This is a genomic window from Cupriavidus sp. UGS-1, assembly GCF_021213615.1.
GTDB lineage: Bacteria > Pseudomonadota > Gammaproteobacteria > Burkholderiales > Burkholderiaceae > Cupriavidus.
Genome location: NZ_JAJQJF010000009.1, coordinates 126,392 through 139,077 on the forward strand (window position 1 = coordinate 126,392; position 12,686 = coordinate 139,077).

The following is a 12,686-nucleotide window of genomic DNA, read 5'->3' on the forward strand; positions in this document are numbered from 1 at the left end:
GGCACCTCCTCCGGGAGGCTGGAGAGGGAAAAACGGGATGCCGAATTATACCGGCATTCATTGGGGCATTCCGGACACGGGTCCGTTCCACGTGAAACATTGTGCTTCGGCGCCGCCATGTTTCACGTGGAACCTCCGGATTATCCTAGGTAGTCGCGGCCGTTGTTTCACGTGAAACAGGCCCAATCCCGGCCAGTTCGGGTGTTCCACGTGAAACAAAAAAGCCGGGCAATCGCCCGGCCTTGGATTACTCGCCTTCTCGCAACGTCAACGAATCACCGCTGCTGCCGCAGGTATGCCGCCACCCGCTCCAGCAGCCGCCCCATATCCCGCTGCACCTTGCCGAAGTTGGCATTGCGCTCACGGGTGCGCTCGTCCATATAGAGCGGACGCCGGATCTCGATTTGCAGGCTGTGGCGGCGCTCCGCCGGCCTGCCGATCTGCGCGATCAGTTGCACGCCCTTGTACGGGTCGTTGCGCGCGACGGTGTAGCCCATGTCGCGCAGCCCCAGCTCGATCAGCCCGACGAACTCCGGGTCGCAGGTGGTACCGTCGCGGTCGCCCAGCACGAAATCAGCCAGCGGATGCGGGCTGACCTTCTTCAAGCGCTCGTAGGCATTGTTCGGCATCGAGTGCAGGTTCAGATGCCACACCGCGCCGAAGCGGCGGTAGGTCGCGTCCACCGCTTCCGCCAGCGCCGCATGGTAGGGCCGGTAGTAGTGCTCGATCCGGTTGCGTACCTCGGCCACGCCGAGCTTGCGCGCGTAGATCGGCGTACTGGCGTCGATGTTGCGCCACACCAGGCCGAAGCCCAGCCGCGTCTTCTCGCCCGGTGCCAGCGGCTCGGGCCACGGCGCGTCCAGCAGCGCCGGGTCGAGATCGTCCGGCATCCGGTTCGGGTCGATATAGACGCGCGGGAAGTTCGCGGCGATCAGCGTGCCGCCGACCGCCGGTACCGCCTCCCACAGCGCGTCGACGTGGGTATCCTCCCCTTCGCGCAGCCGCGCCATCGGCACGGCGGCGCCAAAGTCTTCCGGATAGCGCGTGCCGCTGTGGGGCGAATCGCAGACCAGCGGCAGCGGTTCGCCCTCGGGCAGCCGGCGGACGATCGGTTCGAACGCCGCTGCCATCAGTTCAGCTCGATCTTGGCGGCCTTGGCCACGCGCGCGTAGCGAGCCATCGCCTGCTCGATCTGCACCTTGAACTGCTCGGGCGTGGTCGGCACCAGCGTGCCGCCCGATTCCTCGACCTTGCGCTTGAAGTCCGGGTTCTGCATCGCCTTGTGGATCGCGGCGTTCAGCTTGGCCACCACCGGGGCCGGCGTGCCGGCCGGCGCGACGATGCCGAACCAGCCGCCCTCGCCCATGTCCTTGAAGCCGAGTTCGGCGTAGGTCGGCACATCCGGCAGCTGCGCCGAGCGGCTGCCGCCCAGCACGGCCAGCGCGCGCAAGCGGCCGCCCTTGACGTGCGGCAGCGTCGACGACAGGTTGTCGGTGATCGCGTTGACCTGCCCCGCCACCGCGTCGTTCAACGCCACGCCAGCGCCCTTGTACGGCACATGCAGCAGATCGATGCCGGACAGCATCATGAAGTTCTCGATATTCACGTGACCCAGGGAACCGGTGCCCGGCGAGGCAAAGCTGTATTTGCCCGGGTTGGCCTTGGCCAGCGCGATGAATTCCTTCATGGTCTTGGCCGGCACGCTCGGATGGACCGCGAACACGCTGGGGATCGCCACCACGTTGGTCACCGGCACGAAGTCCTTGATCGGGTCGTAGCTGAGCTTCGGATAGACGGCCGGGTTCGAGCCATGCGTGCTGACCGTGGCCATGCCGATCGTGTAGCCATCCGGTGCCGAGCGGGCGACTTCCCCCATGCCCAGCGAACCGCCTGCCCCACCCTTGTTCTCGACCACGATGGTCTGGCCCAGCTCGCGGCCGGCAAATTCGGCGACCAGGCGCGCCGACAAATCGGTCGACCCGCCAGCGGCGAACGGCACGATCAGGCGGATCGGGCGGCTGGGATAGTTGGCCGGCGCGGCGCTGGCCGCGGCGGGCAACAACACGGCAGCGGCGATGGCGGTGGTCATGGCGGACAGCACAAAGCGACGACGCGTGGTCACGGCTCGGTTCATGGCGATGTTCTCCTTGGAATTGCCTTGTGTTCTATGCGGCAGAGGGTGCGGGGGGCGGATCCAGGGACCAACGACGCCCCGCGACGCGTCAAGTGTCGGGCAGTTTACCGAGCGTGCACAAACGACTATATTGCACGCTTCCATTACCAAAGTTCATTCTCGCGGCACCGCGCGTGCCGGTGAACGAAAAAGGCCCGCATGCGCCTGCGATCGCCGTCGATGTCCGAGCTGCACGCCTTCGCCACCGCGGCGCGGCTGGGCAGCTTCACCCGCGCCGCGGAGGAACTGTGCGTGACGCAGGGCGCAATCAGCCGGGCCATCGCCAGGCTGGAGGCGCACTTCGGCCAGCCGCTGGTCCAGCGCAACGCGCACCGGCTGGTACTGACCGCCGCCGGCCGAGGGTTTCTCGAGGCGGTGGCGGGACCGCTGGCGGCAATCGAATCGGCCAGCGCCGCACTGCTGGCCGGCGACCGCCAGCACCATCTGACGCTGTCCGCCCTGCCCACGCTGGCCAGCGTCTGGCTGGTGCCACGGCTGCCCGACTTCCATCGGCGCCATCCCGATATCCGGCTGGACTTCGTGCCCTACCGGCGCGACGAAGACTTCTCGGGTCCGGCGCCCGATGCGGCGCTGCTGGCGGGTACCGCCGCCAGCTGGCCCAATCTGCAGGTCGACTATGTGATCGGCAGCGAGATGGTGCCGGTCTGCCATCCCGAGCGCGCGCGGCTGCGGCACCAGGCCGGCCAGTGGCAAACGCCGGCGGACCTGCTGCAGGAGCCGCTGCTGTTCCACACCGGCGCGCCGGCAAACTGGCAGCACTGGTTCCACGCGGCGGGCGTACCCAACGCTGCGCCGACGCTGGCCACCGGTTTCGACCAGGTGTCGATCCTGGTGCAGGCGGTCAAGGCCGATATCGGCATCGCGGTGTTGCAGCGCTGCCTGGTACGCGACGAGATCGCGGCCGGCCGCGTGGTGGCGCCGTTCGACCTGCCGATCCGGCTGACGCGCGGCTATTTCCTGTGCGCGCCGCGGGAGCGGCGCGACCATCCGGCGCTGAATCGCTTCAGGCAGTGGTTGCTGGAGACGGCTGCGCAGGATCCGGACGTGGCGCGGATCCGGGACAATGATTCACGAGATCGATGATTCTTCGGATATTCAAGCCGAGAACATTTTTTCCAATTATGAGTCCGCCCAAAGCATAACCACGAGAAATAATAACGGCGTGCCACAGCACGCCGTTATTCTTCGCTCAGATGAAGACCCGCCCAACACAGCCCCGGGCGGTCTCAAATCACCGTCAAGCCGCCTTCTTCGCCAACCCCAGATAGGTCTCGATGACGCGCGGGTCGGCCGCCAGTTCGTCGGCCGGCCCGGCCATCGCAATCTCTCCCGTCTCGATCACATAGCCGTAGTCGGCCACCTGCAATGCCGCGCGCGCATTCTGTTCGATCAACAGCGTCGCCACGCCGGTGCGGCGCAGGTCGTTGATGATGTGGAAGATCTCCTTGACGATCAGCGGCGCGAGACCGAGGCTCGGCTCGTCCAGCATCAGCAGTTCCGGCTTTGCCATCAGCGCGCGGCCGACCGCCAGCATCTGGCGCTCGCCACCGGACAGCGTGCCGGCATCCTGGCGCGCGCGCTCGCGCAGCCGCGGGAACAGTTCGTAGACCACGTCCATCTGGTCCAGGAAGTTCTTCTCGCCGGCGCGCTTGCGGCGGAAGGCGCCGAGCCGCAGGTTGTCCTCGACGCTCATCGAGCCGAACAGCTCGCGCTTCTCCGGCACCAGGCACATGCCGCGCGCGACCCGGCCCTCGACGGGAATGCCGGCCATGTCGTGGCCCAGGTAGGACACCGTGCCGCTGGCCGAACCGGTCGGCGGCAGCGCGCCCATGATGGCGTTCAGCATCGTCGATTTGCCGGCGCCGTTGGGTCCGATCACCGTGACGATCCTGCCGGCCTCGACCGACAGGCTGGCCCCGTGTACCGCCTCGACCTTGCCGTAGCGGACATGCAGGTCGTTGACTTCGAGAATCACGCTCACCGCTCGCTCCTGATCCCTTCCTGATCCTTATTCCACGCCGCCCAGATAGGCCTCGAGCACCGCGGGGTTCTTCTGCACTTCGTCGGGCACGCCTTCGGCGATGCGCGTACCGAACTCCATCACCACCAGCCGGTCGGTCAGGTTCATCACGAAGTCCATGTCGTGCTCGACCAGCAGCACGCTCATGCCTTCGCCCTTGAGCTTGCGCAGCAGTTCGGCCAGCGCCTGCTTCTCCTTGTAGCGCAGGCCCGCGGCCGGCTCGTCGAGCAGCAGCAGCGCGGGATCGCAGCACAGCGCACGGGCAATCTCGAGAATGCGCTGCTGGCCCAGCGCCAGGCTGCCCGCTTCCATATACATGCAGTCGGCCAGGCCCACGCGCTCGAGCTGGCGCTTCGCCTCGAACAGCAGCTTGGCTTCTTCGCCGCGATTCATCCGCAGGATCGCCGCGGACACGCCGCCCTGGGGCCGGTAGTCGCCGCGCAGGTGCGCGCCGATCGCGACGTTCTCGAGCACCGTCATCGTCGGCAGCAGATGCACGTGCTGGAAGGTACGGCCGATGCCGCGCTTGACGATCTCGCGCGACGGCAGGTTGGTGATCGCCTCGCCGCGATACCGCACCTCGCCGCGGGTCAGCGGCAGCACGCCGGTGACCAGATTGAAGGTGGTCGACTTGCCCGCGCCATTGGGCCCGATCAGCCCGACGATCTCGCCGGCGCGCACCTGGAAGCTGACGTCATTGACCGCCACCAGCCCGCCGAACTCCTTGCGTGCGGCGCGCACGTCGAGGATCAGTTCGCCGGCCTGCGGTTTCTGCCGCACCGGCAGCGCGGCGGCCTGCTCGGGCGCGCGCACCGGCGGCCCACTCGGCCACACCTTGCGCACGAACGGCCAGAGCCCCTCGCGCGCATACTGCAGCAGCAGCACCAGCAGCACGCCGAACACGATGATCTCGAAGTTGCCGTTGGCGCCCAGCAGCTTCGGTAGCACGCCCTGCAGCATGTCCTTCAGGATGGTCAGGATCCCGGCGCCGAGCACCGCGCCCCAGACATGGCCGACGCCGCCGACCACCGCCATGAACAGGTACTCGATGCCGTAGTTCAGGCCGAACGGCGTCGGGTTCACCGCCCGCTGCAAGTGCGCGTACAGGAAGCCGGAGATGCAGGCCAGCACCGCGGCGACGACGAACACCACGACCTTCATCCATGCGGTATTGACGCCCATCGCCTCGGCCATCACGCCACCGCCCTTCAGCGCGCGAATGGCGCGGCCCGGACGCGAATCGAGCAGGTTCTGCATCGCCAGGACCGCCAGCAGCACCACGACCCAGATCAGATAGAACATCGAGCGGCCGGACTGCAGCTCGAAGCCCAGCAGCGACAGCACCGGGATGCCGTTCAGGCCGTCGTACTTGCCGAGGAATTCGAGATTGCCGAACAGGAAGAACAGCGACAGCCCCCAGGCGATCGTCGCCAGCGGCAAGTAATGCCCCGACATCCGCATCGTGATCAGGCCGATCACATAGGCCGACGCCATCGTGATCACCAATCCGACCAGCAGGCCGAACCAGGGCGACAGCCCGTACTGCGTGGTCAGGTAGGCGGTGCTGTAGGCGCCCAGGCCGACGAAGGCCGCCTGGCCGAACGAGGTCATGCCGCCGACGCCGGTCAGCAGCACCAGGCCGATCGCGACGATGCTGTACAGGCCGATGTAGTTGCCGAGCGTGATCCAGAACTCGGGCGTCGGCAGGACCGGCAGCAACGCCAGGATCGCCGCGAACGCGATCAGGAGCAGCCGGTTGCGCAGGTTCGCGCCGCCGGAGATCGCGCTCGGAGCCGGGATCGGCTGCGTCGCGGCCGCCGCCGTGTCGGACGCCTGCTGCGTCCCCGTGGTGCGTGTGGCTTGCCGTTGCATCATTCCTCGTCTTCCACATGTTTGCTGGTCAGCGAGCGCCACAGCAGCACCGGAATGATCAGCGTGAACACGATGACCTCCTTGAACGCACTGGCCCAGAAGGACGAATAGGATTCGAGCAGCCCGACCAGCAGCGCGCCGGCGGCCGCCACCGGATAGCTGACCAGTCCGCCGACGATCGCGCCGACGAAGCCCTTCAGGCCGATCAGGAAGCCGGACTCGTAGTAGACCGTGGTCAGCGGCGCGATCAGGATGCCGCACAGCGCACCCATCGCGGCCGCCAGCGTGAACGACAGCCGGCCGGCCTGCGTGGTGCCGATGCCGACCAGGCGCGCGCCCAGCCGGTTGACCGCGGTGGCGCGCAGCGCCTTGCCGGTCAGCGTGCGGTCGAAATAGAAGTACAGGCCGGCGATCAACAGGCCGGACACGCCGATCACCCACAGGCTCTGGCCGGACACCGACAGCGCGCCGACGTCGAAGCGCGCGTCGGAGAACGCGGTGGTGCGCGAACCCTCGGCGCCGAACATCACCAGCCCCAGTCCGACCAGCGCGAAGTGCACGCCGACCGAGACGATCAGCAGCACCAGCGTGCTGGCCTCGGCCAGCGGCTGGTAGGCGATCCGGTACAGCATCGGGCCCATCGGCACCACGATCAGCAGCGTCAGCGCGATCTGCGCCAGCATCGGCAGCGGCTGCGCGCCATAGGCCTGCGTCAGCCAGTGCACCGCGAACGGAAAGACCAGGTACTTGCCCGCCAGCACCGCCAGCCGGCTGCCGGCGCTGCGGCGCAGTTCGGCGCTGCGCAGCACGGTGGCGCCCTCGTAGACGAAGGTCAGCACGCCCATCGCCACCAGCAGCCACGAGGTCTGCGGCGCATGGCCGGCCTGCATCACCGCCAGCGTCAGCGCGCCGTAGGCGACGAACTCCCCTTGCGGGATGAAGATGACGCGGGTCACCGAAAACACCAGCACCAGGGCCAGCGCCAACAGCGCGTAGATCGCGCCGGAGGTGATGCCGTCCTGAGCCAGGATGGCCGCAATCGAGAGGTCCATGATCTCCCCGAGGAGTTGCCGCGATGCAGCGAATTACGAAATAGTAAAGGTCTTACGCTACGAGGAAATCCGCGCGAACCCTAGCGCCGGTATCTGTCTGTGGGTCTTCTCCCCTCTCCCGCGCGCGGGAGAGGGGAGCGTCCCACGGCAAACGGAAAGCGCGCGCCCGTCAAAACAAAAAAGGCGCATGGTGCGTCCATGCGCCCTGCCGCGCGGCGAAGCTGCCGGGCGTTGCTACTTCTGCAGCTTCCACTTGCCGTCGACGATCTGCACCATCACGCGCGAGCGCTGGTCCAGGCCCAGATGGTCGGTCGGGCTCATCGTCATGATGCCGTGCGAGACCGGCAGCTCCTTGGTCTGCTCCAGCGCATCGCGCAGCGCCTTGCGGAACTCCGGCGTGCCCGGCTGCGCCTTCTTCAGCGCGACCGGAATCGCGCGCTCGAGCAGCAGGCCGGCATCCCAGGCGTGGCCGCCGAAGGTCGACACCTGGCCGCCGAAGGCCTTCTCGTAGGCGGTCTTGTAGGTCAGCGCCGGCTTCTTGACCGGATTGCTGTCGGGCAGCTGTTCCGCGACCAGCAGCGGGCCGGCCGGCAGCAGCGCGCCTTCGCAGTCCTTGCCGCAGACGCGCAGGAAGTCGGGGTTGGCGACGCCGTGGGTCTGGTAGATCTTGCCCTTGTAGCCGCGCTCCTTCAGCGCCTTGGCGGGCAGCGCCGACGGGGTGCCCGAACCGGCGATCAGCACCGCGTCCGGATTGCTGGCCATGATCTTCAGCACCTGCCCGGTGACCGAGGTATCGGTGCGGGCGAAGCGCTCGGTGGCCACCACCTTGATCTTGCGGATGTCCGCCACCTTGGCGAACTCCTGCGACCAGCTCTCGCCATAGGCATCCGCGAAGCCGATGAAGGCCACCGTCTTCACGTTGTTGTTGCCCATGTGCTCGGAGATCGCGGTCGCCATGTGCGAGTCGTTCTGCGGGGTCTTGAAGACCCAGGCGCGCTTGGCGTCCATCGGTTCGATGATGCGCGCCGACGCCGCCATCGTGATCATCGGCGTGCCGCTCTCGGCGACCACGTCGACCATCGCCAGCGAGTTCGGCGTCACGGTCGAGCCGACCACGGCATCGACCTTGTCCTCGCTGATCAGCTTGCGGGTGTTCTTGACGGCGGTGGTGCTGTCGGAGGCGTCGTCGAGCACGATGTATTCGACCTTCTTGCCGGCGATCTCCTTCGGCAGCAGCGTGAAGGTGTTCTTCTCCGGAATGCCCAGCGAAGCCGCCGGACCGGTCGCCGATACCGTGACCCCGATCTTGATCTGGGCCTGGGCGGCGCCGGCGCACAGACAGGCGGCGGCGAAGGCCAGCATGCTGGCGCGCTTGAAATTCATCGTGTCTCCTTCTTCTCTCAAACCGTCCGGCATCGCCACGGCTTGCGCCGATCCGCGCCTGGCTTGTTGTTCCGACGGATCCGGCGGTGCTTGTCGCCGCCTTTTGGCCGTCGTGCCCGATCCCGTCCGCGCGTGCCCTCTTGCGAGGGTCGCGGCCGTTCGTCTGCGGTCAATACAGGTTCGCGACGAGCTCGGCCGACGCCGGCTTCGATTCGCCGACCGAGCGGTCGGGAATTGGCACCGAGTCTAACACAGCGCCCCTTGCCGCCAAGGCAGGATTAACCCGCATCGCCAGCATCGGCGCGGCTTCCGGCGGTGCGGACCGTCAGCCGGCGAAGGCATCCCAGGCGGTCTTCAGGATCAGCGCGCTGACCACCAGCAGGAAGACCTTGCGCACGAATCCGCTGCCGTGTTTCAGCGCAAGCCGGCTGCCGAGCTGGCTGCCAATCACGTTGCCCACCGCCATCACCAGACCGAGTTCCCACCAGACATGGCCCTTGAAGCCGAGCAGCATCAGCGCGGCGACATTGGTGGCGAGGTTGACCAGCTTGGTCGATGCCGCCGCGTGCAGGAAGTCGTAGCCGAACAGCCGCACGAACATGATCATCAGGAAGCTGCCGGTACCCGGCCCGAAGATGCCGTCGTAGAAGCCGATCGCGGCGCCGCCCACCAGCGCGACCCAGCGCTCGCGCGCGCCGGACAGCGTCGGCGCATGTTCGGCGCCGAGATCCTTCCTCGCCAGCGTATAGGTCAGCAGGATCGCCAGCACGAACGGCAGCAGCTTGCGCAGCGGTTCGGCCGGCACCAGCGTCAGCGTGTAGGCGCCGGCCATCGAGCACAGGAAGGCGGCGATGACGGCGGGCCCGGTGGCGCCCCAGTAGATCCGCACGCTGCGGGCGTAACGCACCGCGGCGTTGAAGGTGCCGGCCATCGAGGCGACTTTGGTGGTGCCGATCAGCGTCGCCGGCGCGTGGCTCGGGTACGCGCTGAAGATGGCGGGAATCTGTATCAGGCCGCCGCCGCCGGCGACCGCATCGATCAGGCCGGCCAGCAAGGCGGCGGCAAACAGGAAGGCAAACTCCATTCGAATATCCGGGAATGCGGGAACGACGAGAAAGGAAAGCGCAGGCAGCGGCCGGCATGGAGCCCGTGGTCCGGGGCCGGCAACGAGACTGGTACGGGCCGGGGGGCGGTCGGATCAGCCCAGCTGCTTGGCGGCCGGGGCCAGGTCGCGGTGCCACAGGCCGCACGGCAGCCGGCTCAGCCCACCGCCCGGATCACGGTCCGGATCGCCGTCTGGATCGCCGTCCGGATCACCGGCACCGGGCAGCCCCGGCGCCCACAGCAGATGGCGCACGCCATGCGCGCGGCACCAGCCGGCGAGCCAGTCCCGGCAGGAAGCGAGGATTGCACCACTTTCGTGCGCACCGGGCAAGCACCAGGCTTCGGCCGCCAGCGCCGCCAGGCCGCCCAGATCGAGGCGCGGCACCAGCTGGACCGGCAGGCAGCCGACCAGCGGGCCGTCGCGCGACGCCAGCAGGCACAGGCCCAGCTCGGGTCGCTGCAGCAGCCGCTCGAGCATCGCGGCGCGGCCCCGCTGCAGCAGCACCGGCGCCGGCGCGCACGCCTGCAGCCAGTCCGCCAGCATTGGCTGGTCGGCCGGAAAAGCCTGTCGAATCAGATAGTTGGGAGTCGGCGTCGGGGCGCCGGAGGGGCCAGAACGGCCAGAATTGGCTGAAGAGGTGGGGTCGGACGGAGACGGCATGGCGGTCGCGGGCAAGGCGCGCATTGTCTCACGGAGCACGGCACAAATTAAAAAGGGCGTTGCCGAGGATCACCCGTCAACGCCCTTTCCTTATTTAACGCTGCTTCCTCACGGAATGCTCATCGTGGGTGCGCGCCTGTCGTCTCCTCGCTTCCGCCTCCATTTAACCTGCGAAAACCGTGACTGCAATGTAACGAAGCGGTGCGTATCGAACAAGCTAGAAAAAACCCTAGCCCTAAAAACGGGCATGTATCCCGGCGGCCACTCCCCAACCACTCCCCAACCACTGCCCAATTCGACCGCCCTGCCCCGCCGGGACGACGGCAATGTGGCTAATGGCGGCTGCGGGAGAACAGCGCCTGCAGCTCGCCCATGATGCCGCGGCGGAACAGCAGCACGCAGATCACGAAGATCACGCCGGTCACCATCGTCACCGACTCGCCCAGCGAGTTGAACCATTCGACGCCGGTGGCCGAGGCCAGGAAGCTGCCGATGTCGCCCAGCTTGTTCTCCAGCGCGACGATCACGAAGGCGCCGACGATCGGACCCGACAGCGTGCCGAGGCCGCCGACCAGCGTCATCAGGATCACCGTGCCGGACATCGACCAGTGCACGTCGGTCAGCGTCTCGAAGCCCAGCACCAGCGCCTTGATCGCGCCGGCCAGCCCCGACAGCGCCGCCGACAGCACGAAGGCCATCAGCTTGAAGCGGTCGGTGTCGTAGCCCAGCGAGATCGCGCGCGGCTCGTTCTCCTTGATCGCCTTCAGGATCTGGCCGAACGGCGAATGCACGGTGCGGACGATCAGCGCGAAGGCCAGCACCAGGATCAGCAGCGCGACGTAGTACAGCGTCAGGTCGTCCGACAGCGACAGCACGCCGAACAGCTTGCCGCGCGGAATGCCCTGCAGCCCGTCCTCGCCGCCGGTGAACGGCGCCTGCAGGCAGAAGAAGAACAGCATCTGCGCCAGCGCCAGCGTGATCATCGAGAAATAGATGCCCTGGCGCCGGATCGCCAGCGCGCCGACCACATAGCCGATCGCCGCGCCGGCCAGCGTGCCGAGCACCAGCCCGACTTCCGGCGTCACGCCCCACACCTTCATCGCATGGCCCGCCACATAACCGGCGCCGCCGAAGAAGGCCGCGTGGCCGAACGACAGCAGGCCGGTGTAGCCGATCAGCAGATTGAACGCGCAGGCAAACAGCGCGAAGCACAGCACCTTCAGCACGAACACCGGATAGGCGCCGGCCATCGGCGCGGCGATCAGCGCGGCCAGCAGCAGGCCATAGAACAACAGCGGCACGGTACGCGGCACGCCGCCGCGCGCGGCGCCGGCCTGCGCCGGCGTCGAGGCTTGCGTGCCCTGGGGTCCCTGTGCGCGCGATGCGCTTTGTCCGTCCATCACTTCTCCCTCCCGAACAGCCCGGCCGGCCGCAGCAGCAATACGATCACCATGATCAGGAACACCACGGTCGACGACGCTTCCGGATAGAACACCTTGGTCAGCCCCTCGATCACGCCCAGCCCGAGGCCGGTGACGATGGAGCCGAGGATCGAGCCCATGCCGCCGATCACGACCACCGCGAACACCACGATGATCAGGTTCTGCCCCATCAGCGGCGAGATCTGGATCACCGGCGCGGCCAGCACGCCGGCGAAGGCGGCCAGCGCGACGCCAAAGCCGTAGGTCAGCGTGACCATCAGCGGCACGTTGACGCCGAAGGCCTCGACCAGCTTCGGGTTCTCGGTGCCGGCGCGCAGATAGGCGCCGAGCTTGGTCTTCTCGATCATGTACCAGGTCGCCAGGCACACCGCCAGCGAGGCCACGACGACCCAGGCGCGGTAGTTCGGCAGGATCATGAAGCCGAGGTCGGTCGCGCCCGACAGCAGTTCCGGCGTCGAATACGGCAGGCCCGACACGCCGTAGATCGAGCGGAACACGCCCTCGATCACCAGCGTGATGCCCAGCGTCAGCAGCAGGCCATAGATATGGTCCAGCTTGTAGATCCAGCGCAGCATCGTCTTCTCGATGACCACGCCGAGCACGCCGACCACCACCGGAGCGAGCAGCAGCATCACCCAGTAGTTGAGCCCGGCGTACTCCATGCCCATCCAGGCCAGCACCGCGCCGAGCATGAAGAGCGCGCCGTGCGCGAAATTGATGACGTTGAGCAGGCCGAAGATCACCGCCAGGCCAAGGCTCAACATCGCATAGAACGCCCCGTTGACCAGCCCGAGCAGCAGCTGGGACAACATGGCGGGCAAGGGAATACCGAAGATGTCCATCGCAGGCTTCAGCTATGCGGCGCCGCGGGCCCGTTCCGCGCCGGCCCGCCCTCCATCGAGGAAGGCATGGGCCGGCGGCAGCGAACGCGCACGCGGCGCCGGTCGTTCATCGGGCC

The 12,686-nt window shown here is 67.4% G+C and carries 11 protein-coding genes; 1 reads left to right on the plus strand and 10 read right to left on the minus strand.

From position 1 onward, the window contains the following. Positions 1-275 precede the first annotated feature (275 nt). Positions 276-1,130: an N-formylglutamate amidohydrolase gene (locus LRR16_RS13860; RefSeq protein ID WP_006577652.1), complete on the minus strand. Its 855-nt coding sequence runs from the start codon at positions 1,128-1,130 to the stop codon at positions 276-278. Continuing rightward, complete coding sequence (locus LRR16_RS13865) at positions 1,130-2,134, minus strand: tripartite tricarboxylate transporter substrate binding protein BugE (RefSeq protein ID WP_232206270.1); 1,005 nt, start codon at positions 2,132-2,134, stop codon at positions 1,130-1,132. Before LRR16_RS13865 ends, LRR16_RS13860 begins: the two co-directional genes overlap by 1 nt. 198 nt (positions 2,135-2,332) lie before the next feature. Here LRR16_RS13865 and LRR16_RS13870 point away from each other — a divergent pair, with 198 nt between their 5' ends. Then, positions 2,333-3,277 (plus strand): LysR substrate-binding domain-containing protein, encoded by a 945-nt coding sequence (locus tag LRR16_RS13870; RefSeq protein WP_006577650.1) that lies wholly within the window; start codon positions 2,333-2,335, stop codon positions 3,275-3,277. 154 nt (positions 3,278-3,431) lie between these two features. On the opposite strand, the gene LRR16_RS13875 is transcribed toward LRR16_RS13870, so the two are convergent. The 8 genes from LRR16_RS13875 to LRR16_RS13910 all read right to left on the minus strand — a co-directional run bounded on the left by LRR16_RS13875 (position 3,432) and on the right by LRR16_RS13910 (position 12,570). Further along, the gene (locus tag LRR16_RS13875; protein ID WP_006577649.1) at positions 3,432-4,175 is read right to left on the minus strand and encodes an ABC transporter ATP-binding protein; all 744 of its coding nucleotides are present in this window, start codon (positions 4,173-4,175) and stop codon (positions 3,432-3,434) included. Positions 4,176-4,202: 27 nt separating this feature from the next. Further along, positions 4,203-6,086, minus strand: coding sequence for an ATP-binding cassette domain-containing protein (locus LRR16_RS13880; RefSeq protein WP_231906344.1), 1,884 nt, complete (start codon positions 6,084-6,086; stop codon positions 4,203-4,205). After that, positions 6,086-7,138 carry a branched-chain amino acid ABC transporter permease gene (locus LRR16_RS13885; protein ID WP_006577647.1) on the minus strand — a complete coding sequence of 351 codons (1,053 nt, stop codon included), beginning with the start codon at positions 7,136-7,138 and terminating at the stop codon, positions 6,086-6,088. The genes LRR16_RS13880 and LRR16_RS13885 overlap by 1 nt, the downstream gene beginning before the upstream one ends. A 234-nt stretch (positions 7,139-7,372) precedes the next feature. Then, the gene (locus LRR16_RS13890) at positions 7,373-8,521 is read right to left on the minus strand and encodes an ABC transporter substrate-binding protein (protein ID WP_006577646.1); all 1,149 of its coding nucleotides are present in this window, start codon (positions 8,519-8,521) and stop codon (positions 7,373-7,375) included. A 325-nt stretch (positions 8,522-8,846) separates the two neighbouring features. Next, entirely contained in the window at positions 8,847-9,605 is a 759-nt protein-coding gene (locus LRR16_RS13895) for a TSUP family transporter (RefSeq protein WP_232206271.1), read from the minus strand. Positions 9,606-9,719: 114 nt separating this feature from the next. Then, complete coding sequence (locus LRR16_RS13900; protein ID WP_232206272.1) at positions 9,720-10,169, minus strand: hypothetical protein; 450 nt, start codon at positions 10,167-10,169, stop codon at positions 9,720-9,722. Positions 10,170-10,618: 449 nt separating this feature from the next. After that, positions 10,619-11,536 carry a branched-chain amino acid ABC transporter permease gene (locus LRR16_RS13905; RefSeq protein WP_226994916.1) on the minus strand — a complete coding sequence of 306 codons (918 nt, stop codon included), beginning with the start codon at positions 11,534-11,536 and terminating at the stop codon, positions 10,619-10,621. A 149-nt stretch (positions 11,537-11,685) separates the two neighbouring features. Beyond that, positions 11,686-12,570 (minus strand): branched-chain amino acid ABC transporter permease, encoded by an 885-nt coding sequence (locus LRR16_RS13910; protein ID WP_006577643.1) that lies wholly within the window; start codon positions 12,568-12,570, stop codon positions 11,686-11,688. Positions 12,571-12,686 lie beyond the last annotated feature (116 nt).

Coding starts and splice junctions, on each gene's coding strand:
- LRR16_RS13860 (WP_006577652.1), bottom strand. CDS start 1,130: ATGGCAGCGGCGTTCGAACCGATCGTCCGCCGGCTGCCCGAGGGCGAA.
- LRR16_RS13865 (WP_232206270.1), bottom strand. CDS start 2,134: ATGAACCGAGCCGTGACCACGCGTCGTCGCTTTGTGCTGTCCGCCATG.
- LRR16_RS13870 (WP_006577650.1), top strand. CDS start 2,333: ATGCGCCTGCGATCGCCGTCGATGTCCGAGCTGCACGCCTTCGCCACC.
- LRR16_RS13880 (WP_231906344.1), bottom strand. CDS start 6,086: ATGCAACGGCAAGCCACACGCACCACGGGGACGCAGCAGGCGTCCGAC.
- LRR16_RS13885 (WP_006577647.1), bottom strand. CDS start 7,138: ATGGACCTCTCGATTGCGGCCATCCTGGCTCAGGACGGCATCACCTCC.
- LRR16_RS13890 (WP_006577646.1), bottom strand. CDS start 8,521: ATGAATTTCAAGCGCGCCAGCATGCTGGCCTTCGCCGCCGCCTGTCTG.
- LRR16_RS13895 (WP_232206271.1), bottom strand. CDS start 9,605: ATGGAGTTTGCCTTCCTGTTTGCCGCCGCCTTGCTGGCCGGCCTGATC.
- LRR16_RS13900 (WP_232206272.1), bottom strand. CDS start 10,169: ATGCTGGCGGACTGGCTGCAGGCGTGCGCGCCGGCGCCGGTGCTGCTG.
- LRR16_RS13905 (WP_226994916.1), bottom strand. CDS start 11,536: ATGGCCGGCGCCTATCCGGTGTTCGTGCTGAAGGTGCTGTGCTTCGCG.
- LRR16_RS13910 (WP_006577643.1), bottom strand. CDS start 12,570: ATGGACATCTTCGGTATTCCCTTGCCCGCCATGTTGTCCCAGCTGCTG.